This is a genomic window from Streptomyces sp. H39-S7 (assembly GCF_027158205.1).
GTDB lineage: Bacteria > Actinomycetota > Actinomycetes > Streptomycetales > Streptomycetaceae > Actinacidiphila.
Genome location: NZ_JAPVLU010000056.1, coordinates 21,341 through 42,577, shown reverse-complemented (window position 1 = coordinate 42,577; position 21,237 = coordinate 21,341). Strand labels below are relative to the sequence as shown.

The 21,237-nt window shown below is 68.3% G+C and carries 23 protein-coding genes and 3 pseudogenes; 10 read left to right on the top strand and 16 right to left on the bottom strand.

What is annotated here, in order from left to right; all coding sequences use genetic code 11:
* Positions 1 to 117 precede the first annotated feature (117 nt).
* Complete coding sequence (gene chrA / locus O3X23_RS36700; RefSeq protein ID WP_198359051.1) at positions 118 to 1,302, top strand: chromate efflux transporter; 1,185 nt, start codon at positions 118 to 120, stop codon at positions 1,300 to 1,302.
* Positions 1,303 to 1,356: 54 nt separating this feature from the next.
* On the opposite strand, the gene O3X23_RS36695 is transcribed toward chrA, so the two are convergent.
* On the bottom strand, positions 1,357 to 1,566 hold the full coding sequence (locus O3X23_RS36695) for a hypothetical protein (RefSeq protein ID WP_198359052.1): 210 nt from the start codon (positions 1,564 to 1,566) through the stop codon (positions 1,357 to 1,359).
* Between the two features lie 213 nt (positions 1,567 to 1,779).
* Between O3X23_RS36695 and O3X23_RS36690 the strand changes: the two genes are divergently transcribed.
* Entirely contained in the window at positions 1,780 to 2,220 is a 441-nt protein-coding gene (locus O3X23_RS36690; RefSeq protein WP_198359053.1) for an Hsp20/alpha crystallin family protein, read from the top strand.
* A gap of 154 nt (positions 2,221 to 2,374) precedes the next feature.
* Positions 2,375 to 3,489, top strand: a pseudogene (locus O3X23_RS36685) (SulP family inorganic anion transporter); the annotation flags it as partial.
* Here the strand turns inward: O3X23_RS36685 and O3X23_RS36680 are convergent.
* The 9 genes from O3X23_RS36680 to O3X23_RS36640 form a co-directional block, all read right to left on the bottom strand.
* The gene (locus O3X23_RS36680) at positions 3,465 to 4,142 is read right to left on the bottom strand and encodes a CBS domain-containing protein (RefSeq protein WP_269277133.1); all 678 of its coding nucleotides are present in this window, start codon (positions 4,140 to 4,142) and stop codon (positions 3,465 to 3,467) included. The pseudogene O3X23_RS36685 and the gene O3X23_RS36680 overlap by 25 nt on opposite strands.
* 29 nt (positions 4,143 to 4,171) lie before the next feature.
* The gene (locus tag O3X23_RS36675) at positions 4,172 to 4,651 is read right to left on the bottom strand and encodes a universal stress protein (RefSeq protein WP_269277130.1); all 480 of its coding nucleotides are present in this window, start codon (positions 4,649 to 4,651) and stop codon (positions 4,172 to 4,174) included.
* A gap of 729 nt (positions 4,652 to 5,380) precedes the next feature.
* Positions 5,381 to 5,755, bottom strand: coding sequence for a hypothetical protein (locus O3X23_RS36670; RefSeq protein ID WP_269277128.1), 375 nt, complete (start codon positions 5,753 to 5,755; stop codon positions 5,381 to 5,383).
* A 33-nt stretch (positions 5,756 to 5,788) separates the two neighbouring features.
* Entirely contained in the window at positions 5,789 to 6,535 is a 747-nt protein-coding gene (locus O3X23_RS36665) for a GAF and ANTAR domain-containing protein (protein ID WP_198359057.1), read from the bottom strand.
* Between the two features lie 4 nt (positions 6,536 to 6,539).
* A complete protein-coding gene (locus O3X23_RS36660) occupies positions 6,540 to 7,301 on the bottom strand; it encodes a GAF domain-containing protein (RefSeq protein ID WP_269277124.1) in 762 nt (253 codons plus the stop codon).
* Positions 7,302 to 7,954: 653 nt separating this feature from the next.
* Positions 7,955 to 8,116, bottom strand: a complete 162-nt coding sequence (locus tag O3X23_RS36655) for a hypothetical protein (RefSeq protein ID WP_198359059.1) — start codon at positions 8,114 to 8,116, stop codon at positions 7,955 to 7,957.
* Positions 8,117 to 8,628: 512 nt separating this feature from the next.
* The gene (locus O3X23_RS36650; RefSeq protein WP_198359060.1) at positions 8,629 to 9,087 is read right to left on the bottom strand and encodes an STAS domain-containing protein; all 459 of its coding nucleotides are present in this window, start codon (positions 9,085 to 9,087) and stop codon (positions 8,629 to 8,631) included.
* A 209-nt stretch (positions 9,088 to 9,296) separates the two neighbouring features.
* Positions 9,297 to 10,337: an oleate hydratase gene (locus O3X23_RS36645; RefSeq protein ID WP_269277120.1), complete on the bottom strand. Its 1,041-nt coding sequence runs from the start codon at positions 10,335 to 10,337 to the stop codon at positions 9,297 to 9,299.
* A gap of 221 nt (positions 10,338 to 10,558) precedes the next feature.
* Positions 10,559 to 11,461: a universal stress protein gene (locus O3X23_RS36640; RefSeq protein ID WP_198359062.1), complete on the bottom strand. Its 903-nt coding sequence runs from the start codon at positions 11,459 to 11,461 to the stop codon at positions 10,559 to 10,561.
* A gap of 332 nt (positions 11,462 to 11,793) precedes the next feature.
* Here O3X23_RS36640 and O3X23_RS36635 point away from each other — a divergent pair.
* Positions 11,794 to 12,078: pseudogene (locus tag O3X23_RS36635) on the top strand (pyridoxamine 5'-phosphate oxidase family protein); the annotation flags it as partial.
* A gap of 206 nt (positions 12,079 to 12,284) precedes the next feature.
* On the opposite strand, the gene O3X23_RS36630 reads toward O3X23_RS36635, so the two are convergent.
* Positions 12,285 to 14,000, bottom strand: coding sequence for a sensor histidine kinase (locus O3X23_RS36630; protein ID WP_269277117.1), 1,716 nt, complete (start codon positions 13,998 to 14,000; stop codon positions 12,285 to 12,287).
* Positions 14,001 to 14,319: 319 nt separating this feature from the next.
* On the opposite strand from O3X23_RS36630, the gene O3X23_RS36625 reads away from it, so the two are divergent.
* The 5 genes from O3X23_RS36625 (at position 14,320) to O3X23_RS36605 (ending at position 17,658) form a co-directional block, all read left to right on the top strand.
* The gene (locus tag O3X23_RS36625; RefSeq protein ID WP_198359064.1) at positions 14,320 to 15,033 is read left to right on the top strand and encodes a response regulator; all 714 of its coding nucleotides are present in this window, start codon (positions 14,320 to 14,322) and stop codon (positions 15,031 to 15,033) included.
* A 220-nt stretch (positions 15,034 to 15,253) separates the two neighbouring features.
* Entirely contained in the window at positions 15,254 to 16,108 is an 855-nt protein-coding gene (locus O3X23_RS36620; protein WP_198359065.1) for a universal stress protein, read from the top strand.
* A 24-nt stretch (positions 16,109 to 16,132) separates the two neighbouring features.
* Positions 16,133 to 16,543: a DUF5133 domain-containing protein gene (locus O3X23_RS44060; protein ID WP_331283996.1), complete on the top strand. Its 411-nt coding sequence runs from the start codon at positions 16,133 to 16,135 to the stop codon at positions 16,541 to 16,543.
* Positions 16,544 to 16,593: 50 nt separating this feature from the next.
* Positions 16,594 to 17,052 carry a universal stress protein gene (locus tag O3X23_RS36610; protein ID WP_198359066.1) on the top strand — a complete coding sequence of 153 codons (459 nt, stop codon included), beginning with the start codon at positions 16,594 to 16,596 and terminating at the stop codon, positions 17,050 to 17,052.
* 120 nt (positions 17,053 to 17,172) lie between these two features.
* Positions 17,173 to 17,658, top strand: coding sequence for a general stress protein (locus O3X23_RS36605; protein WP_232486058.1), 486 nt, complete (start codon positions 17,173 to 17,175; stop codon positions 17,656 to 17,658).
* Between the two features lie 342 nt (positions 17,659 to 18,000).
* On the opposite strand, the gene O3X23_RS36600 is transcribed toward O3X23_RS36605, so the two are convergent.
* The 5 genes and pseudogenes from O3X23_RS36600 to O3X23_RS44040 form a co-directional block, all read right to left on the bottom strand.
* Positions 18,001 to 18,474 (bottom strand): pyridoxamine 5'-phosphate oxidase family protein, encoded by a 474-nt coding sequence (locus O3X23_RS36600; RefSeq protein ID WP_198359067.1) that lies wholly within the window; start codon positions 18,472 to 18,474, stop codon positions 18,001 to 18,003.
* A 94-nt stretch (positions 18,475 to 18,568) separates the two neighbouring features.
* Positions 18,569 to 19,111 carry a universal stress protein gene (locus O3X23_RS44055; RefSeq protein ID WP_306665053.1) on the bottom strand — a complete coding sequence of 181 codons (543 nt, stop codon included), beginning with the start codon at positions 19,109 to 19,111 and terminating at the stop codon, positions 18,569 to 18,571.
* A complete protein-coding gene (locus O3X23_RS44050; protein ID WP_306665054.1) occupies positions 19,108 to 19,428 on the bottom strand; it encodes a hypothetical protein in 321 nt (106 codons plus the stop codon). The genes O3X23_RS44055 and O3X23_RS44050 overlap by 4 nt, the downstream gene beginning before the upstream one ends.
* The gene (locus O3X23_RS44045) at positions 19,425 to 19,775 is read right to left on the bottom strand and encodes a universal stress protein (protein ID WP_331283995.1); all 351 of its coding nucleotides are present in this window, start codon (positions 19,773 to 19,775) and stop codon (positions 19,425 to 19,427) included. The genes O3X23_RS44050 and O3X23_RS44045 overlap by 4 nt, the downstream gene beginning before the upstream one ends.
* A 157-nt stretch (positions 19,776 to 19,932) precedes the next feature.
* A pseudogene (locus O3X23_RS44040) lies at positions 19,933 to 19,998 on the bottom strand (hypothetical protein); the annotation flags it as partial.
* Positions 19,999 to 20,299: 301 nt separating this feature from the next.
* Between O3X23_RS44040 and O3X23_RS36585 the strand changes: the two are divergent.
* Positions 20,300 to 21,169: a universal stress protein gene (locus O3X23_RS36585; protein WP_198359068.1), complete on the top strand. Its 870-nt coding sequence runs from the start codon at positions 20,300 to 20,302 to the stop codon at positions 21,167 to 21,169.
* Positions 21,170 to 21,237: the final 68 nt, after the last annotated feature.

Genomic DNA, 21,237 nt, shown 5'->3' with positions numbered 1-21,237 from the left:
TCGGAGCGCGGCGCCGCCGGGAAGGACGGTCACCGCTGATCGAGCCCCATGGGCGTCCGTTCACTCACGGCCAGTAGAGTCGCGCCGCTGGTGGTTCGGTGACGTGGAAAGGGCAGCGTGACGGTTGCACACGAGGGCCGGGCAGACGGAGCCCGAGTAGGTCTGGCAACGATCGCCCGGGAGTGGGGCCGGATCGGTTGCATCGGGTTCGGCGGTCCACCGACGCATATCGCGCTGCTGCGGCAGTTGTGTGTCGAGAGCCGGAAATGGATCGCGGCCGAGGATTTCGAGGACGGGATCGCGGCGACCAATCTACTGCCGGGGCCGGCGTCCACGCAGCTGGCGATCTTCTCCGCATGGCGGCTGCGGGGCCTTGTCGGCGCGTTGGTTGGCGGGGTGTGCTTCATCGTGCCGGGGCTAGTGCTGATCCTGGCGCTGGCCGCGCTGTTCCTGGCTGGGGATCCGCCCTTGTGGGTGCGGGGAGCGGCGGCGGGCGCGGGGTCGGCGGTGGCAGCAGTGGCTGTGCAGGCGGCATGGTCGCTGGTCCCGGCGAGCTGGAAGCGTGCCGGTCCGGCGCGGTCGGCGCGGACCCGATGGATCGGCTACGGCATGGCGGGCGGAACCACGGCGGCGCTGACCGGACCGTGGTTGGTCCTGGTGCTGGTCGCTGCCGGTCTGGTGGAGGTCGCGGTGCGCTCTGGCTCCGGGCCGGCTGTGGTCCGGCGGATGCGGTCGTGGCCGCTGCTGGCTGTCGCTCCGGTGGCGAGCGGTGGTCTGCTCGCGCTGGCTTGGGTGAGCCTGAAGGTCGGCGCGCTGTCCTACGGTGGCGGCTTCGTGATCATCCCGCTGATGCAGGCCGACGCGGTCGATCGCTACCACTGGATGAGCGACGGGCAGTTCCTGAACGCGGTGGCGCTGGGGCAGATCACCCCAGGGCCGGTGGTGCAGACCGTCGCAGTGGTCGGCTTTGCCGCTGCCGGGGTAGGAGGTGGTCTGCTGGCCGCCGCAGTGGCGTTCGCCCCGTCGTTTGTGTTCGTGATCCTCGGCGCACCCCGGTTCGACCGACTGCGAGTCAACCTGCGGGTACAGGCGTTCTTGACCGGAGCCGGTCCCGCGGTGATCGGTGCGATCGCCGGGTCCGCGATCCCGCTGGCTCTCGCGATGCAACACGTGTGGCAGTTCGGCGTACTCGCCGCCGCAGCCATCTGGTTGCTGACCGGGCGCCGGAGTGTAGTCACTGCCCTGCTGGGGGCAGGGGTGCTGGGGGTGGCCTTGGCACTGGCCGGCTGGCCAGTGACCTGACAGCCCCAAATGACGACCGATCAGCAGTTCGGTCCTTCTGCGCGGCACCTGTGCTCAATGGTGCGCGTGGTGCGGCTGCCGGGGCCGGGGCCGGGCCAAGACCACATCAGGGATCCGACGGATCTGCGACCGACGCGTGCGCCGAGCGGACAGCCGATCCACCAGTGCCTCGGCGGCCAAGGTCGCGACCAGCACCAGCAGCATTCCGGCGCACAGCAGGCACACGAAAAGCCTCCAGAAGTCCGCGGTCAGGGTCGTATACACGGCGGTCATCTCCTCACAGCTGATTATCAACAGGATCTTCCGCCCCTCAGCTTCCCCTCACTGCGCGCCCTCCGCCCGGGGCCGGAAGGGTCATTCGGGGCCCGTACGGCCGGTCATGTGTGGGCCGTACGGCCCCTGATGCGGTACAGCCGGGAACAGGATCCTGGAATCGCACCCGCACAGTCCGTGAACGTCCAAGGCGAGGAGGAAACGATGAGTGGGAAGCTGGAACGGCGCCAGGGATGGCCGCCGCTGCTGCCGGAACTGTTCGACTGGATCGAGGCCGGTATTCCCGCCGTGCCGGGCATGCGGAACGTGCCCGGACTGCACGGCATCCGCATCGAGCAGCAGCTGGCCGATAGCACGTACGTCGTGAAGGCCGAGTTGCCCGGAATCGACCCGGACCAGGACGTTGAGATCAGCATCGACGGTGATGTGCTGACGATTCGCGCCGAGCGCGCGGAAAAGACCGAGGGCAAGCACCACTCGGAGTTCCGTTACGGCGCGTTCGCCCGCTCCGTCCGGTTGCCCGCGAGCGCCCGCGCGGACGAGACCACGGCCGACTACAAGGACGGCGTCCTTACCGTGAACGTCCCGGTCGCAGAGCCGAAGACCGGGGCGCGCACCATCAAGGTGCAGCGCGCCGACGCGTGAGAACCGAGTGATTCCTCGGCACGGCCGGAACAAGGGACGACGGCCGCCCCGAACGCGCGACTCCGGTCCGCGGTCGGGGCGGCCGCACGCTCCCGGAGATGCCCGTCCCACGCCTGGATCCTCAAGCGGCGACCATCCACCAGAGCAGGGGGAGTTGCGTGCCCGGGTGGCCGAGGCCGGCAGGCACTTGCTGCCGGGGCTTGTCGTGCTGTCCGGCTACCAGCGGGCCTGGCTGCGCGGCGACCTGTCGGCAGGGGGACCGCAGCGGCTTACCTGATTCCTCAGGTGATGGCGTACGCGGGGCTGGCAGGACTGCCACCGGTCGCCGGCCTGTGGGCCATCGTGCTGCCGCTGTTGCTCTACGCGCTGCTGGGATCGTCCCGCAAACTGTCGGTCGGGCCGGAGTCCACCACCGCACTGATGACCGCCACCGTCATCGGACCGCTCGCCGCCGGGGACCCGGCCCGGTACGCGGTTCTGTCCGCCGCTCTCGCGGTCGCGGGCGGGCTGCTCTGCCTCGTCGCCTGGGCAGCGCGGTTGGGCTTCTTCGCCGATCTGCTGTCCCGGCCGGTTCTCGTCGGCTACATGGCGGGCGTAGCCCGGATCATGATCGTGAACCAGCTGCCCCGGCTGACCGGCGTACCCGTGCACGGGACGGAGTTCTTCCCACAGCTGTTCTCCTTCGCCCGGCACCTTCCGCAGGCCCATCTGGTCATGCTGGCCTTCACCGGAGTAGCCCTCGTCTTCCTCTTCGCGGTGCAGAGGTACTTCCGCCGCCTACCAGGGCCGCTACTCCTCGTCGTCCTGGGAACCGCCGTTGTCGCCGCCTTCGGGCTGGAGCACCACGGAATCACCGTCATCGGCGCCATCCCCTCGGGGTTGCCCCAGCCCGCGCTGCCGGACCCGGGCGACCTGCCACAGCTGATACTGCCCGCGCTCGGCGTCCTGCTGGTCGGCTACACGGACGTCATCCTCACCGCCCGGGCCTTCGCGACCCACGATGGCGGTCACCGGCTCGACACCAACCAGGAGCTGCTGGCACTGGGCGCCGCGAACCTCGGCGCCGGAGCCCTGCACGGCTTCCGGTGAGCAGCAGCGCCAGCCGTACGGCGCTCGCCGACGCGGCAGGCAGCCGCACGCAGGCATACTCCCTCGTAGCCCTCGGCGCCGTGCTCGCCGTGCTGCTCGTCGCGAGCCGGTTGCTGGCCCACATCCCGGGGGGCCGTGCTGGGCGCCATCGTCGTCTATGCCGGCCTGCGGCTGATCGACGCCGGTTCGGCGACCTTCAGGTGCGAGTCATCGAGCTGATACGTGAGCTTGCCGACCACGGCGACCACTCCGTCGATCAGCGGGGTGAGGCGCAGCGCGATGTCGATCTCGCTGCGGCGTTCCAGCCGCCCCTCCAGCTTCACCACCCCATCATCCACGGTGACGCCGGTGGTCTGCGGGACGACCCACAGGGTGCGGACCAGCACCTCGTCGATCACATCGCGGCGGATTTCACTGTCCGGCCGCAGGAAGACCTTCAGCAGGTCGCGGCGGGTGACGATGCCGATCAGGCAGTCCTGCTCGTCAACGACGGGCAGCCGCTCCACCTTCTGCTCCATCATGGTGCGGGCGGCCTCGGCGATGGAGTCCTCTGCGTGCACCGTGACCGCCGGCTGGGACATCAGTTGTCCCGCGGTCCGGGCCCGGACCTTGATCTGCTCCCGGCGGTGGGCACGGGAGAGCCGGCTCCACCGCGAAGCGGTGTCAGCGACGCTCGCGGCCTGGCGCATCATCAGGTCCGTCTCGGAGATGACGCCGATGACCCTGTCGTCGCCGTCGACGACGGGAAGTCCGCTGATGCCGTGCCGGGACAGCTGTTCGGCAACCACTTTGAACGGCGTTGCGTAGACGGGCTTCGGTGGTAGAACCGGCATCGACCCGGTCCTGTCACCGGCGGCGTGCGTCAGACCGGAACGAACGCCACCGGGCTCTCCGCGAACCCGGCGACCGCGTGCCCCACCGGGCCGAGCCCGTCCGGTCCGCGTCCCAACACGACCAGTCCCGCGTGCGCGGACGCGTTCACCAGAGCCCAGGACGCGGTGAACAGCCGCACATCCGGAAGAACATCCACCTCGGCGTACTTCTCCCGCCAGCCACGCAACGTGTCATGGAGGAGCTGCACTTCCTCGTCCTCCCATTCGGCCCGGTCCTCCTGCAAAACCGTGTAACGCGCACGACCCTTCACCGGCGCCGGCAGCCGCCAGGCGTGCACCACGCGCAGCCGACAGCCCTGCCGTTGCGCGCCGTCAAAAGCGAAGCCGGTCGCAGTTGCCGCCGGGTGGCGCGCGTCAAGCCCAAGAACGATCTCGCCGGCCGTGGTTCCCCGTACCAGCACCACGGGGCACTGCGCGCTGGCAGCAATCTGTCTGGCATCGCGGTTCATCGCACTGATCACGAGGAGGCCGGCACCAGCCGAAGCCGAAAGGAGGTCGGATTGCGGCGTTCATCTCGCTGAGTCGTCATCGACAGCGCGGGATGCCGCACCCTTACAGCGGCCAGCACCCCGTCAAGGCCACCAGGTAATCCGGAACCCATCAACCGTAACGCACCGGCGCCGTTGCGCCTCCACCGCTGCCCATTCAGCAGTCTCCAGACCCTGGACGGAACCGTCCAAACCAGCGACCACACAACGCTCCCCCATGGAGCTCACCTCCGGATTCCACTCTCGGCTCGTCATACGCGTTCCGCATGGGCCGGTTAGTTCCTGTCACGGGTCCAGCGGCCCCTGGGATCGAACAGCCACTGCACCGGTTGTCGCAGATGGCAGACGACCTGCCACAACGCGCCGAGGCCGACCTCGACCCCGTCCTCGCACGGCCAAGTGCCATCTCCGACCTCGACGTCCGTATCCGTCTGCTCCCCCAACAGACACACGACCCGCATCGGCTCGGGGTCCGCCGAGGACCAGCGACCCGCAGCGCACGCTCTTCGCCTACAGCAGCAAGAACGGGTCGACCGCCCAGATCGCCCGGTGAATCGGGCAGCCGCTGCACGAACAGCACATCGATGCCGACGTCGCGCCCATCTCCGATGTCCCCAGCGTCGCGGCGTACGACGCCGTGGTACTCGGAGCCGGCCTGCACGCGGGCCGCTGGCCGGGGGAAGCGCTCCGTTAGTCCGCCGCCACCGCCAGGCGCTGACCGAGCAGGAAGTCTCGCTGTTCAGCAGCGGACCACTCGACGGTTCTGCCACCAAGCGCGCCATCCCGGCCGTTCCTGCGGTTGTCCGCATCGCCACCAAGCTGGGTGTACACGGCCACGCCACCTTCGGCGGTCAGCTCACCGATGGGTCCCGTGGATTCATCGCCCGCCAGCTCAGGAAACAAGGCAGGGTCGGTGACTTCCGCGACCGCGAACACATCCGCGCCTGGGCCCGAGACATCGCATGTGCCCTGACCACCGTCCTCAACCAGGCTTGAACCGATTGCTTCGGTGCATGGCAACAAGTTCGCGGCCTCGGCGAAACAGAGCGGCACGGTCCGCGCCAATATTCTGCGTTTCCTGTCCTGCGCCCCACGGCTCTACTTCCGTTCTCCGTTCGCCGCGCGGGGGATCTGGTTGGTGTCGAAGGTACCGTCGGCGATTTCCCGGGCGAGGCTGGTGAGTTGGTAGCTGTGGCTGCGGGCGTAGCGGCGGAGGGCGGTGAAGGCGTCGTCGACGCTGGTGTTCCAGCGTTCGGCGAGGATGCCCTTGACCTGTTCAAGGACGATACGGCTGGTAAGGGCGTACTGGAGTTGTCCGCGTTCGAGTTCGCTGTGGGCCAGGGTGCGTTGTTGGAGGATCGCGATGGTTGCGACGTCCGCGAGCGCCTGGGCGAGGGTGAGGTCGGAGGCGGTGAGGGGGTCGGGGTCGGTCTGGAACAGGCCCATCGCGCCGATGGTCCGTCCGCGCAGTCGCAGGGGCAGGGCGCTGGCGACCACGAAGCCGGTGCCCTCGGCCTGGACGGCGAACTGCGGCCACTTCGCGGCAACCGTCCGGTCGGTGAGGTTGATGTTGGTGCGGACGTTGCCGCTGTTGTAGCAGTCCACACACGGGCCCTGGGCGTGCTGCTGGGCGAACAGTTCCAGCAGCCGGGTGTGTTCGTCAGAGGCCGCGATCGTCTGCAGGGTGCTGTTGCTGTCGGCCAGCATGATTCCCACCGCCGCGACGTTCAGCAGCTCCATGCAGCGCACCGACAGCTGCTGCAAGAAGTCGATCACGTCGAAATCGTCGGTCAGGGAGTCGGCGACCTCGACGAAGACCTCGGTCAGACGCTGCTCTCGGATCATGGAATCAGTCCTTCTCTACGACAGGCGGCGGGGTCGGCGAACCGTTGCTCCGGTGGGTCAGACGAAGACGACGATCCACGACGTCTTTCGCTACTTCGGTGAGGGAACGCCCGCTGCTGTAAGCGTGCCCCCGCAAACGCAGAAGAGCCTGCGGCAGGGGCAGGAGAAGTTGCGCGCTGACCATTCCGGTCGCCTGATGGACAACGGCATTCAGCATCTGCGGGAGCCCGTCCGGCTGACGGACGGTTTCGGCACTGCCATTCGCACCGTTTTGGGCACCGGTTTCGGGTGCTTGCAGTTCCTTGCCGTTCAAGCAGCGCATGGTCAGGACCGCGGCCAGCGCGATGGCGTCGTCGGCCTGCTGGGCGCTCATAGGTCCCGGGGTGCGGCGCACAGCGGTCAGGACCCCAACGCGGATCGCACCGAGGCCGAGTGGGAAGCAGTAGACCGCTCGGGCCTGTAGGTCCGGGGCCTCCATGCTCAGCGCCGGCCAGCGTTCGGTACGCACCTGGGCCAGGTCCGGAACCCACACCATCGCCCCTGTGCGCACCGCATCGGGCCCCGGGCCCTCCCCGAGTGTGTGCTGCATGTCCTCGAAGCACCGGGCGGCGTCGTCGGAGCACCACAGCAGCTCGGTCCGATCACCTTCGGTCACGAGCGACACCGACAATCCGTCCATCCCGAGGGCTTCGGCCGCCGCCACAGCGATATCGGCGCCGGCCTCGCTCCAAGGGTCCGGGTGTAGCAGACGCAACACCTCAGCCATTCGGTCACTGATCACGACAATCACCGCGCATCGTGCCCCGACCAGCCGGCCGGCTCCCGACGCGCCACGGAATCGGCCCTGTTGCCAGTGGGCGGGCGCCTGACACGTCCGCTGGGGTCCAGCGAAGGCAGCGGTCCTCCACAGCCGCGTGACCCGGCGGCGCCGCAGTCAAGTTCATCTCACACGCCAGGGTGATCGTGGTCCGGATTCCGTGGTCGTGTCGGTTGTGGTTCAGGCTGTGCGGAACTGGCATGGCGCCTCGGTTCATGGTGACCGCCAGGTGCACTGAGGGGGCGGACGGGCACGTGGCTCCGCCTGGCAGACATCCCTGAAGGCGCTCTTGGCGTCCGGGTCCGGCAGCCGAAGCGTTGGTCAGGCGATCCCCACTCCCAGGACCGCGCTATCAACAGCTTCGGCTGAAAAGGGTGCCATGGTGACAGACAGAAGCGTCCATTCATCACTGGCACATGGGCGTCAGTACGGGTCACGCCAGGGTCCGGGACGTGGAGCCAGCATAGTCCCCGGGTCTACGCCTACCTGGCGCTATTCCAAAGATCACCGATCAGCACCAGAGGCGGCGCGCGGACTGCGGTGCAGCTCAACCCCCGCAGGCTCGGTGCCCTAAAAGTGCGAGGGCCGGCGAGCGCCCCCGGTTACACGCCGCGGACAGCCCGGCAGCCGCAGGGTGCCAGCAGTACCCACAGCCCGGAGGACAGGCGGGCGGAGACGGTGTGCTCGGACTGTCCCAGGATCGTGGAGGTCCGGGCGCAGGATCGGTCCCCCAAGAGGTCGAGGGCGAGCTCGATCCGGTCCACGGGAGACGCGTCCTGAGGACAGCTGTGGTGAGACATGGAACCGGTGTCATGGCTTTGATCCTGCCGCAGCCGCCGAAGAACCCGGTCCGGAGAATCGGCGAGCAGTTCGGCCCAGGCCGAGGCGATGACACCTGGGTGATCCGCCGAAGGCGGAACGAGACCGCACAGTGCCATCAAGTGGCAGTCGCACCATGCGAAGACCGCACGCCGGCGCGCAATAAGTTCCTCGTCCCGCCGATGGGCAGGATCCCTCGGGGACTTCACCCAGGGAACGGTCGGCTGGCTCTCGTCCACCGACGACGCCTCGCCATGGCGCCTCGCGCTGACCGGCAGATTCGTGGGGCCAATGGGCGGTTGGGCTATCGCGTTCACGTATGGCTCCCGGATGCGGTCGCGTCCAGCGTGCTGCTGAACAGTGAACACGCCGGGGTCCGGGACGTCGAAGCCCCATTTTACTCTCATCGTGCTGGCCGTCGGAGAAATCAATGGCTCAATCACGCCCGTCCTGGCTCCTACCTCACGCCACACCGTGCAGGGGCAACAGGCGCCACGTCAGCAAGCTGACACGTCGCCTCGTACAACGCGACCGGACGCAAGGACCGGGAGGACCGACCGTGCGGCACCGAAACAGGCGGCGGATCGAGACCGACGCGAGGTGTCACGAGAAGAGAGGTGAAGCCGGTCAGGGCGAAGAGCCGGGCCACGGACCTACTGGGGTGATGCAGGCACAAAGCCCCGCCGGCAGCGGCAGTGCGCCGGCGGGCGGACAAGAAGAGGTTCAGCCCGCTGCAGTCGCAGAACGTGACGGCGCTCAGATCGACGTCGATGGAGCGGATACCGTCGAGCAGGCACTGCTCCAACGACACGCGCAGCAGAGGCGCAGAGTCAAGGTCGATGTCGCCGGCCACGGCGATCAGCGTCCGGCTCCCGTCGTCGTGACGATGGACATTGAGCAGGGACGGGACGGGCATAATGCCTCGGTTCCACAGACCGGCCGGTCCAGTGCCGCGGTGGAGCCGGAACCCCGGACCCGCCTGGCACTTCCGGTACATCCGTACGTCGGGATCGGCAGGCGAGAGAGCCGCTCCAGGAACCTATGATTCGGGCCACGGAACGCAATTGATTCGCCTCTGAGATGGGCAGGCCCGGTCTGCGGCAGGCCGCAGACCGATTAGGAGCATTACCGCTGATGCATCGTGGTCAGCGCGTTCATGAGCACCCGCGGGTCGCGCTGGCCCTTGTAGACCGGCGGCGGCTCGTTGCCAAGCTTGAGGAGGGTGTCGACGGCGGTCCAGGCGGTGCGTACCGCGTACTCCACCGTGAACACCACGTCGTCCGGAACCTCGGCGAACTGGCCGATGAAGGCCAGGTTGGTGGCGCCCTTCGGTACTACCTGTGGCCGGTCACCGTGCTCGCGGACCAGGAACTGGCTGGTGATGTAGGGCATCAGGCACGGGATGACGGTCGAGGCCTCCGCGATGCGGTCCAGGTTCGCTTCGAACTTCAGGTGGTACAGGACCTCGCGCAGGATCTCCTGCCCTGTGCGGTCGGTCATCGGCTTGCCGACGTAGTCACCGGGGCGATCCGGGAAGAGCCCGTAGCCCCACCAGACCGTGACGCCGTGGGGCTGCTCGCGGTACACGGGCTGGCGGTTCAGCACGATGGTGAGCAGCCAGTTGGAGGACGGGAAGGTCATCAAACCGCCCTCGCCGGCCTCGCGCCCGCTCAGCGCCTCCATCAGCTCGACGAACAGTGGGTCCTTGCAGGTGACCGTGAAGGACTCCCAAGTGGAGTCCTTCACGCTCCGGTCGAAGACGTGAGGGTTACCGAAGTCGTCGCGTCCTCGGGCCAGCCACTGCCAGAGCTGCCAGGACCCCGGCTGCTCGATCTTCCCGTCGCTGTCGACCAGGCGGCCAGCGTCGTCCCAGGGAAAGGCATCGTGAGCAGCGAAGGTGTCCTCAGTGACCGACTTCGACGGGTCGTCGGCGGAGGGGATCGACGACAGCAGATCGTAGGTACAACGGAACTGGCCCTCGAACATTCGGCCGCCCCGCATCGAGTACCCGGTCTCCGCGGTGCCTCCCGCATCCAGGCTGCCACCGATCACTTCCTGCTCCTCCAGCAGGTGGATGTCACGGCCCGCGAATCCGCCGTCGCGGATCAGGAAAGCGGCGGCCGACAGTGCAGCGATACCGCTCCCCACAAGATATGCCTTGGCCATAACATGCTCCTCTTCATCGTCAGTGCGCCCACAGCTGTCACCGGCTGAAACGCCATCTGCTGCGCGCCGCCGACGGCTCGTCCCCCGAGATCACCACTCTTCGCGGTGATCAATGCTGCGGCCAGGGCCTACTGGTTACCCCGGCCCGTCCGACCGGCCCAACGGTGCTCAGGAGATCGGGCTGCAGGGCCCGGAGCCGAGCCCGCTCGCGCCAGGGCCGCTCAGGCGTGCGGTACCACCGCGACCGGTGCCGAGCAGTGGTGGAGCACGGCCAGTGTGATGGGGCCGATGTGCCTGCCGATCGGTGAGTGGCTGGTGCGCCGTCCGACGACCAGAAGTGACGTGTCCGCGGAGGCCGTCAGCAGGTGCTCCGCAGGCCTTCCCGGCACGGACTCCGCCATCACCTCGACGGCGGAATACTTGTCCCGCCAGGGACGCAGCATCTCGGTCAGGGCATGCGTCTGTTGAGCTGCAAGAGCGGATTCCGGAGTGCTGCCGACCGTTGCGTCGCGGTACTTGTAGGCCGACGGCATCTTCCAGCAATGGATGACGCGCAGCCTCGCGGAGCGTTGCAGCGCGGCATCGAAGGCGAACTCCAGCAGTTCGTCGCATGGCCGCGCGAGATCGAGGCCGAGAACCACATCGCGGTACGGAGTGTCGGTCGACGGCAGCCCGGCTTTGTCGGGTTGATGTTCGTCCTCTGCGGTCTCACCGGCTCTTACGAGAACCACCGGCCGCTCGGCGCAGGCGACCGTTGCCAGCGATGCTGATCCGATGAGGAAGCCCGAAATGCCCTTGATCCGGGGGGACCCGAGGGCCAGGAGTTCGGCCTCTTCCGCGACGACCGGGAGAACAGCCGCGGGTTGCCCTCCCACCTGGTCGATGACGATTTCCAGCGCGGGGTACTGCCGGGTGAACTCAGCGGCGGCCTCGCGCGGTATCCGCTGGGCCCAGTGGCGTTGTGCTTCCAAGCCGTCAGATGTCTCGCCGGGATGGGGATGCCAGTTCCAGACATGGACGAGCCGCACTGGCAGGTTCCTGCGCAGCGCCTCACGGGCTGCCCAGCGAGCGCCGGCCATGCTTTCAGGGGAGCCGTCCAGGCCGACGGCAACGGGAGCGGACACGAGAGCTACCTCCAGAAGAGAGTTCCGGTGAACTCGTTCGACAGCAGCCTCCGGCTCTCCACACGCCCGGTACAGGGGCCGCACGGCCCGCTCCGGGGCCGATCGGCCTTACCCGCCGCCTTCTGGCGCGTGATCACCGGGATCACGCGGGGCCGGTCAGGCCCTTGTCAGGGCCCTGCAGCCCCTCCCCCCGCGAATTCACGGCCTTCACGCTGGAATGGAGCAGGTCCACCGACTCCGGCGCTCCGGTGTTGAAAGGAGTCGATCACGATCGACAGCAGGGGTCCGAGGGGACCATCATCTGTTCCACCGACGCTACTGAAGAGTGAGCGATGCACCGACACAACGGTTTCCGGAAGCTGGATCGCCGGGAGAGTCTGCGTCTGCTGTCTCTGGTGACGATCGGGCGTGTCATCTACACCGAGGATGCCTTGCCCACGATTCTGCCGGTGCACTTCCTCCTGGACCCGGACGGTGCCGTGTTGTTCCAGGCCTCCGCCGCCTCGCACATGGCGCGCGCGGTGCGGGGTGCGGTGGTCGCGTTCGAGGCGGACCACTTCGACGAGTCCGGCCACACCGGTTGGAGTGTGGTGATCACCGGCCGGGCCTCCGTGGTCACGAACCTGGTCAAGGACGCACGGTTGAGGTCGAGCGGTCCGCGGCCGTGGCTGGAGACGGGTGACGGGATCTTCATCCATGTCGAACCCGAACTCGTGGCAGGGCGCGTCGTCGACCGGAACGGATACGTGCCGGCAGAGCAAGTGAACCCTCCGCCGCCGACATGCCCTGACGACGAAGCCGGAATGCGCCCGCCCCGAACCGGCTATCCCCTCGGTACTGGCGTGTGCCAGACAAGAGTCGTTCCGCCCTCCGGCGGCCACATCAACTCCATGTCCCCGCCCAGTTGCAGGGCGCGCTCCCGCATGTTCCGCAGGCCGTTGCCGTTCCGCTCCGCCGGAAGTCCGACACCGTTATCGGTCGTCGTGAGGACGACGTGCCGGCCGTCGGTCTCCAGGGCCACCTGCGCCCGGGTGGCGTGGGCGTGCTTGGCGACGTTGGTCAGTGACTCCGTGAGCACGGCCAGCACATGGTCGGCGACCTCCCGCGGCACCTGAGTGTCGAGCAGTCCTTCCATCCGCACGCTCGGTGTGAAGCCCAGGACCGCGGAGGCGTCGGAGGCGGCCCGCACCGTACGCGCCCGGAGGGTGTGTTCGGCGCCCGTCTCACGGGACCGCAGACCGAAGATGGTCGACCGGATGATCTTGATGGTCTCGTCCAGGTCGTCGACAGCGCGCCGGACCCGTTCCGAGGCCTCGGGGTGCTCGATGAAGCGGCCCGAGCTCTGCAGCGTCATCCCGGTAGCGAAAAGGCGCTGGATCGCGAGGTCGTGCAGATCCCGGGCGATCCGGTCCCGGTCCTCCAACAGCGCTATCTGCTCGGCGCCGGCACGCCGTTCGGCCAACTCCATCGCCACCGCCGCCTGCCCGGCGAAGCCCTGCAGGTGCTCGATCTCCTCCTCGACAAAAGCTGTTCGTGTGGCCCCGCGGGCCAACAACAGCACACCGCGCAGCCCGTCCCCGATGCCGATGGGAACCGCCACCGCGGCCTCCAGCCCGGCGATGCGGGGCCAATCCACGGTCATCCGCTCGTCAGTGGTGATGTCTGCGCTGGTCAGAGGCTTTCCTGCAGCGTAGGCCGCACCCACCAGACTGCCCTCGATCGGCACCATCAGACCGCGAATCGCTTCCGCGTCGCGTCCGATGGCCAACTCGACCGAGAGCATCAACGGGTCCGGGACCGGTAGCGCGATGAGGGCGAGTTCCGCGCCGGTGATCTCTTTGGCCCGCTCTGCGATGAGGCTGATCACCTCGCTGCGTGGACTGCCCGCCATGAGCGTGTGGGTGATCTCCGCGTTGGCCTGGAGCCACCGCTCGCGCCGCCTGGACTCCTCGTACAGCCGGGCGTTTTCGATCGCCACCCCGGCGGCCACGGCCAGCGTGGCCAGGACGGACTCGTCCTCGGCGTCGAACTGCCCGCCGCCGCGCTTCTCCGTCAGGTACAGGTTGCCGAAGACGTGGTCGCGCACCCGGATCGGTACCCCGAGGAAGGAGTCCATCGGCGGGTGGTTCGGCGGAAAACCGTACGACGAGGGGTGATCGGAGATCCGCGGCAGCCGCAACGGGTGCGGATCGCGGATCAGCACACCCAGGATTCCGTGCCCCGACGGGTACGCGCCGATCGCGGCGATCTGCTCCGGCGTGAACCCGACCGTCACGAACTCGGCGAGCCGCTCGCCGTCCGGCCCGATCAACCCCAGCGCCGCGTACTCGGCCTTCACCAGCACCGCCGCCGCCTCGACGATATTGCGCAGCACCTGCTCCAGATCCAGCTCGCCCCCGACGGAGAGCACCGCCTCCAGCAGACTGCGGACCTGGTCCCGGGTGCCGCGCGCCACGTCCAGCCGGCTCTGCAACTCCTCGAGAAGCTCATCGAGCCGCAGCTGAGGAGACTGCCCGGTGCCCTCGTCGCCGTTACCCACCGATATGCCTCCAGATGCACGTGACGGAATGGAGTCGGTCCCTCAGCTCCGTCCACCGTACTCGCCCCTTAATCACCGCAAGGAGCCCTTCGTCCCTTCCTGGAAGCCCCGGGGGAACAGGAAGGGCCCGCCCAGGGCCCTCGGTAGGTGATCATGATGCTTTCGGCGCGAGGCTGGAAGCCTCGGAGAGGGTGACACCATGGAGCCGGGGCCACCTGGCCCCGGTCACAATCTGTGGTGAGCCGCAGACCGCTCGGTGAGCGCGGTTCGGGTGCTGTCCGCTGGACAGGGCGCCCGGCGCAGGATTCAGAAGCTCTTGATGTCCGACAGTGACCGTCCCTCCCCCGCGGCCGGGATCGCGGTCTTCCTCCTCGACGACCACGAAGTGGTACGGCGGGGAGTGCGGGACCTGCTGAACGACGAACCGGACATCACGGTGATCGGCGAGGCCGGCACCGTCGAACACGCCCTCATCCGCATTCCCGCGCTCCGCCCGCAGGTCGCCGTGCTGGACGTGCGACTGCCGGACGGAGACGGAGTGACCGTCTGCCGGGAACTCCGCTCCAAGATGCCCGAACTCGCCTGCCTGATGCTCACGTCCTTCGACGACGAGGAGGCGCTCCTCGACGCGATCATGGCCGGCGCCGCAGGGTTCGTGCTCAAGCAGATCCGCGGCTCCGACCTGGTCTCGGCCGTCCGCGCCGTCGCCGCCGGGCAGTCGACGCTCGACCCCAGCGCGGCGGCCAGGCTGATGGCCAAGCTGCGCGGCGCGGAGGAACCCGCACCGGAACTGGTCGCGCTGCCCAGCCTGACCGAAGGCGAGCGGGAGGTCCTGGCGCTGGTCGGCGAAGGGCTGACCAACCGACAGATCGGACAGCGGCTCTACCTCGCGGAGAAGACCGTCAAGAACCACATCTCACGGCTGCTCGCCAAGCTGGGCGTGGAACGACGCGTCCAGGCCGCCGTGATCGCGACCCAGGCCCAGGACCGGCTGAACCACGAAGGACATCACGACACCGGCAACCGACGGTGACCCGCGCACACTGACCGCTCGTCCCGGGGTCGGGCACCGGGCCATGCAAGGGGCCCACTGCGCGGGCGAGCGGGGCCAACCGGCCCTACCGCGTGCGGCACACCGCGTGTGAACTGACCAAAGGTGCGGTTTCGCACCCGCCGACGGATCGAGTCGGGCGACCAGTCGGCAGTCGTCGCATGCATGGCCGGAATCGGCCTGTCGAGGTGTGGAGAAGATCATGAGCATTGCATGCGTGGTGGCGGCCGTTGACGGCTCTCCGGAAAGTCTGCGAGCCGTGGACTGGGCGGTGGACGACGCCTTCCGCCGCGGAGTGGGGCTGCGGCTCGTCCACGCTTCTGCCTGGGAACAGTTCGAACAGCAAACCGTGGACGACATGGAACTCGCGCCCGAGCGTAAGGCCATCGAGGAGGTCCTGGACTCCGCGGCCGAGCGGGCGTCCGCGCGCCGGCCCGGCGTAGCGGTGGACACCGAACTGCTCGCCGAGGACGTCCTGTCCGCGTTGCTGGGCCTGCAGCGCTACTCCCCGCTGCTGGTGCTGGGAACCCGCGGCCGCGGCGGATTCCCCGGGTTGCTGCTCGGCTCGGTGAGCTTGCGGGTCGCCGCGAGGGCCGCGTACCCGGTCGTGGTGGTACGCGGTGAACGTGAACCCGCGGAGGTCGGGCGCCGTGTGGTGCTGGGTGTGGGGTCGCACGATGTTTCAGCGGCGGCGGAGTTCGCGGTCGAGGAAGCGGCGGCTGGACATGCCGATCTGGAGCTCGTGCACGCCTGGCGCCCCGAGATCGACATGTCGGGGGTGTCAGTGGTGATGGACGTCGGTGCGGCAGCCGACCGCGCACAGAACCTGCTGGGCGCCGTGCCCCTTCCCGAGACGGGAGTCAGCGGTCTGCGAGTACGGCGCAATGCCGTGCAGGGCAGGTCTGCCTCCAGCTTGCTGCGTGCGGCCGCCGGAGCAGACCTCCTGGTACTCGGCGCACGCCGCCGGCACGAGCATCCGGGCCTCCAACTCGGCTCGATGAACCACGCCATGCTGCACCACGCCCCCTGCCCGGTGGCGATCGTGCCCGCTCACTGACCCCCGGCGCCGGAGGCAATCGCCTTGCACCAGGGCCGTTCGGCAGCCCGGTGCCCGTTCCGCCCCTGCCGGGCGCACCGACACGGTCCCCTTCTCAGACTGGTCTACAAGGACCATTCGGCGTTCAGCGGGACCTTCGGCCCCTCACGCATCCGGGGACGGCAGAGCACGCTGGAGGCAGAACAACAGCAGCTACACATAGTTGAGTTGAGCCGAGACGCAGAACAAGAGGCACTCGCTCACAGCGCCACTGCCAACGCGGACATTCACCGGCAACTCCAGGACCTTTCGCACACGTTGTGCGTCTCCACCGGTCCACGAGATATCGACGCGGCGCTCGTCGTCGCACGCACGCAGACCCGGTCGATGCCGTCCGTCCCCCGAACACCCGCGGTGGTCCCATCACGGCGGCAGTCCCTCAGCCCGTCCCCGTAGAGCGCGGTCGGCTCGAAAAGCCGGCAGCGAACCAATCTCAGGAGATCGACATGCCGAAGCAGACCCAGGAACCCGCCGCCCGACGTGTGGTCGTCGGGGTGGACGGGTCGGAGTGTTCCACCTCAGCACTACGCTGGGCGATGGCCTACGCACAGCTGACCGACGCCACAGTCGAAGCCATCACCACATGGCATAACCCCGACATGTACGCGTACAGCTACGGGTGGGTCCCCGGCGTCATCGACCTCGGTGACATCGCCGCCAGCATCCAGAAGAACCTCGACGAGGTCGTCGCCAACGAATCGGAGCGCCTCGACCGGCCGGTCGAAGTGCTGGCCCGTGTGGTGGAAGGCCATCCCGCAGAGGTCCTGCTGGCCGCAGCAGCGGGAGCCCAGTTGCTGACCGTGGGCACCAGGGGACACGGCACCTTCGCCGGGATCCTCCTCGGCTCGGTCAGCCAGCACTGCGTTCAACACGCGCCGTGCCCGGTCGTCGTCGTTCCTGAATGAGATTCCTACCGGCCGGCTCCTCCGTACCGCCCCGCGAGAGAGAGCTTGGTCGGCCCCAACACCCATCGCCACACCGGCGCCATCGGATCCGTACACCATCGATCATGCCGGGAGGCAGCCATGATGAACACGACAGCAGTGAAAGCAGGACGGGGAGCCGTCGAACGGCATCCGGGCGAGCAGGTATCACTCGGCTCCTTCCCCACCTACGACGAGGCGCAGAGCGTCGTCGACTACCTCGCCGACCACGAATTCGAAGTGGAAACCACCCAGATCGTCGGAAGCGATCTCCGGATGGTGGAGCAGATCACCGGGCGGCTGAACTGGGGGCGCGCCCTGCTCTACGGAGCCACGAGCGGAGCATGGTTCGGAGTCTTCGTCGGCCTGCTACTGAGCATCCTGAGCGCGACAGCCTTCTGGAAGGCCATGGTCTGGGGCCTGAGCTGGGGCGTGCTGTTCGGTGGGATCTTCGCGCTGTTCCAGTTCGCGATGACCGCGGGACGCCGGGATTTCACGTCCAGAAGCGCCGTCATTCCCAGCCGCTATCAAGTACTGGTCATGGCGTCGCACGGCGATCACGCACGATCAGTACTCAGCACCCGGTGAGCACCCGGCAGGCCGAGACCACGGCCCGCCGCTGCCCTCGACGCCAGGACCTGTCTTCAAACTGGCGCCCGCCCGGCGGTGTCTGGCACGCACGCTCGCTGCGTTGTCGGGATCACCCCAGTACGTCCAGTACAGGGGCGACCCTCCGCCTTGCGATCGCACGCACCAGACACCGCCGGGCCCGCCCTCCGGGCGAACGCCGCCAGTTTGAAGACAGGTCCTAGGAGATTCGGGCTCGACGGAGCCGCCCGGCGGGTCCCCCGTCGGCCGGCTCACTGGCGCTTCGAAGTGCACCGGGTGGACGACATACTCACCGTGATCTGGCACCACCCAACCTGGTGATCAGGCCTTCTCCAGGCGGAAGCCGGTGATGAGACCGGGCCGAATGCTCAGCACACAGCCCATCGGGCCGCCGACCAACGGACGCAGCAGTTCTCCGTACCGCTGGCCGTCGCGGCTGTCGCGGCCGTCCGTAACGGGCAGCACGTAGCCGGTGACGACCACGCTCCAACCGAGGTCCGTCACCGGGTCGATGGCATCGGCCTCGTAGGCCACGACAATTCCGGGGCAGTCGTCGGGCGCCATGAGCGCAGCAATGTCCCCACCGTCGAACAACCGGAAGACGATGTCCCCGGCCTCGATGATGTGGTTGACCGGGCATACTGCCGGCAGTGCGTGGCGGGTGAAGACAATGCGGCCGAGAGAGACCGTGCCGAGCAGTTTCAGGGCTTCGTCAGGATCGAGCGTCGCCGTACGCCGCGGCCCGATTGCGGTGCTATCAGCCGTCGGCGTTCTCGGGGTGATCCCCTGGTACATCCTGATCGCCTCCCTCTCCAACTCCCCTACAGATCACCGCTGTGCCGAACACCGGGTGTTTCCTGAGCGGCTGGGGCCGTCGCCGTCGCGATCCTCAGCCGAGAGGAACCGTGATCACCGGGCAGTGTGCCCGGTGGAGCAGTCCGTGCACGACGGAGCCGAGCCGCATGCCGGTGTAGCCGCCCCGGCCTCGGCGGCCCACGACCACGGCCAGTGCGTGTTCGGCGGCGCCTGCGAGTTCCTCCACCGGGTGGCCGGTCGGTACCTCGTGCTTCAGCGCGACGTCCGGGTACTGCTGCGAAAAGCCGGCCGTCATCTCGGACAGCATCCGTCGCTGAGCCTGCAGTGCGTCCTCCTGGCCGCGGAGCGTGAAGATCGGCGGCTGCTGCCATACCGAGATCGCGCGCAGGCCGGCTCCTCTGAGATCGGCCTCTTCGAAAGCGAGCGCCACTGCCGCCTTCGATGGTTCGCTGCCGTCGATGCCCACGACCAAGTAGGTCGGCTGTTGCGTGATGTGCTCGGCGTCGCCCACGACGACGACCGGGCACTCTGCCTGTGCTGTGAAGGGGACGACCAGGGAGCCTGCGCTGAAGAACTCCGAGGTACGACTCAGGCGACGCGAGCCCAGCACGATCATGCGAGCCCGGACATTCGCCCGATCACCGGGGTGGGGAACCCATCGACCAGGTCCACGGCCTGATCGATCCCGGGGTAGCGCTCCCGGCTCCAGGCGGCGGACGCTCTGAGGACTTCCGATGCGGTCTGGTGCAGCGTGATGCTGCGGGAAGTGTCGTCAACGTGCTGCGTGTCGTGCCGCGGAGGAACAGCGACGACGAGCCGCAGCGCGAGCCCGCGCCGTCGGGCTTCGTCCACCGCCCAAGCCAGGGGAAGGTGCCAATCCCTCGCCGGGTCGATGCCTACGATGATCTCGTGTCGTTCGCCGACGTCGGTCATGACGTGCTCCTTTGCTCACGGTCGTGCCGCGGAATGAGCTGCACGGGACAGTGGGCGTGGTGCACCAGACTGTGCGTCACCCGCCCGAGAGTGGGTCCGATGTAGCCGGGCGACCGCCGGCCACCCATCACCAGCAGGTCCGCGTGCTGCGAGGCCTCGACCAGAACGCCGGCCACGGAAACGTTCTTCTCCGCGTCCAGCTGAACGGTCAGGCAAGGGAACTCCTGACGGATCCGATTCGCCACCGCGGCCAAGTGATGAACCTGCTCGCCGGCCATTTCCCCCAAGCCGTCGACCATGGTCACGACGTTCCCGACGGACTGCAGGACGTTCCACACCTGCAGCATGCGCAGCGAGGCTTTGCGAAGGACAGCCTCGCGCGCGCTCGATGCCCGCCTCCGAAACGTAGGCCTCTCGGCCGTCCGTGTCGACGGCGTACACGATGTGCAGGGCGCGCTCACGGTGCACGGCCTCGACCGCTGCCCACAGCGCTGCGTGACGGGCCGACTCCGAACCATCGACGCCGACGATGACGGAGCCGATTTCGGAGCCGCTGGTGGTGCTTTCCATGGTTCCTCCTCACCGAGAACCACCAAGGGTCCAGCTCTCACGCTGCCACAGCGGACTCTCCACGCGGAGGGCCGTTCAGGTCTCAGACATGGGCCAAGAGTCCCCGTGTACACCCTCCTCAACAGCGGGCTGCTGCGTGCGGAGTGCGTGATCCGGCGTCCCAGGCGGGCGGGGGGCTGGTCGGTCCGGCCAGGGGCCGTTTGGCCCCTCCTCCGCTTCCGTGTCCCGGGCCACTCTGAAAGACCGCAGACCCGCGGCGTCGCCAGCTACCGCTGGAACGTGCCCACAGGAGGTTCCCGCCATGAAACACCATGTGACCGTCGGCATCGACGGGTCACTCGAGAGCCGGGCAGCAGCCATGTGGGGTGCCAGGGAGGCGTCCTTGCGGGAGGTGCCGCTGCGACTCGTCCACGCGGTCGAGTGGCCCATAAGCCCTGCCATTCCGCGGTTGGGCCGGGAGAGCGCCGACCGTTGGGCCGACGAGGCGCTCACCGAGGCTTCGGAGGACGTACGCCGCCGGTACCCGAGCCTGGAGATCACCATCCGCTGTCTCTCCGGCAGGCCGGCCGCAGCCCTGGCAGCCGAGGCCAGCGACGCGGGGCTGCTCGTCCTCGGCTCCCGCGGCCTGGGCGGCCTGGTCGGCTTCTTCGTCGGTTCGGTGGGCATGCCGACGCTTGCGGCCACGGAAACCCCGGTGGCCCTCGTACGGCCGCCGCGGGAAACCGGGGACACGGAGCCCGCCGGTTACGGCGAGATCGTCGTGGGTGTGGACATCCACGAGGCTGCCGACAAACTCCTCTCCTTCGCCTTCGAGGAAGCCGCCCGCCGCAAGTGCGCCCTGCGGGCCGTGCATGGCTGGAAGCTCCCTCCCGCCTACGAGTACATCCCCTTCTTCGACCCCGAAAACGAACGGGACATCGGCCGGAGTGTCACGCAGATGCTGGACGACATGCTGAAGCCGTGGCGCGACAAGTTCCCCTCCGTTCGCGCCGACTCCCAGGCGTTCATGGGACCCGCCGGCAGCCGACTGGTCCAGGCCTCGGTGGGCGCCGACCTCGTCATCGTCGGCCGTCACCTGCGCCGCTCTCCCCTGGGCGCCCATCTCGGGCCGGTCGCCCACGCCGTGCTGCACCACGCCACCGCCCCTGTCGCCGTCATCGCCCACGACTGACAACGCGGGAGCACAGCCCCCGAACGGAGGCGGTGCGTCCACGGCCCAGGCCGTTGAGCTCACAACCG

Excerpts from the sequence above, each read along its gene's own strand:
- O3X23_RS36690 (WP_198359053.1), top strand. The coding sequence starts at position 1,780 with ATGAGTGGGAAGCTGGAACGGCGCCAGGGATGGCCGCCGCTGCTGCCG.
- O3X23_RS36680 (WP_269277133.1), bottom strand. The coding sequence starts at position 4,142 with ATGCCGGTTCTACCACCGAAGCCCGTCTACGCAACGCCGTTCAAAGTG.
- O3X23_RS36675 (WP_269277130.1), bottom strand. The coding sequence starts at position 4,651 with ATGAACCGCGATGCCAGACAGATTGCTGCCAGCGCGCAGTGCCCCGTG.
- O3X23_RS36665 (WP_198359057.1), bottom strand. The coding sequence starts at position 6,535 with ATGATCCGAGAGCAGCGTCTGACCGAGGTCTTCGTCGAGGTCGCCGAC.
- O3X23_RS36660 (WP_269277124.1), bottom strand. The coding sequence starts at position 7,301 with ATGGCTGAGGTGTTGCGTCTGCTACACCCGGACCCTTGGAGCGAGGCC.
- O3X23_RS36650 (WP_198359060.1), bottom strand. The coding sequence starts at position 9,087 with ATGCCCGTCCCGTCCCTGCTCAATGTCCATCGTCACGACGACGGGAGC.
- O3X23_RS36645 (WP_269277120.1), bottom strand. The coding sequence starts at position 10,337 with ATGGCCAAGGCATATCTTGTGGGGAGCGGTATCGCTGCACTGTCGGCC.
- O3X23_RS36625 (WP_198359064.1), top strand. The coding sequence starts at position 14,320 with ATGTCCGACAGTGACCGTCCCTCCCCCGCGGCCGGGATCGCGGTCTTC.
- O3X23_RS36620 (WP_198359065.1), top strand. The coding sequence starts at position 15,254 with ATGAGCATTGCATGCGTGGTGGCGGCCGTTGACGGCTCTCCGGAAAGT.
- O3X23_RS36610 (WP_198359066.1), top strand. The coding sequence starts at position 16,594 with ATGCCGAAGCAGACCCAGGAACCCGCCGCCCGACGTGTGGTCGTCGGG.
- O3X23_RS36605 (WP_232486058.1), top strand. The coding sequence starts at position 17,173 with ATGATGAACACGACAGCAGTGAAAGCAGGACGGGGAGCCGTCGAACGG.
- O3X23_RS36600 (WP_198359067.1), bottom strand. The coding sequence starts at position 18,474 with ATGTACCAGGGGATCACCCCGAGAACGCCGACGGCTGATAGCACCGCA.
- O3X23_RS44055 (WP_306665053.1), bottom strand. The coding sequence starts at position 19,111 with ATGATCGTGCTGGGCTCGCGTCGCCTGAGTCGTACCTCGGAGTTCTTC.
- O3X23_RS44050 (WP_306665054.1), bottom strand. The coding sequence starts at position 19,428 with ATGACCGACGTCGGCGAACGACACGAGATCATCGTAGGCATCGACCCG.
- O3X23_RS44045 (WP_331283995.1), bottom strand. The coding sequence starts at position 19,775 with ATGCTGCAGGTGTGGAACGTCCTGCAGTCCGTCGGGAACGTCGTGACC.
- O3X23_RS36585 (WP_198359068.1), top strand. The coding sequence starts at position 20,300 with ATGAAACACCATGTGACCGTCGGCATCGACGGGTCACTCGAGAGCCGG.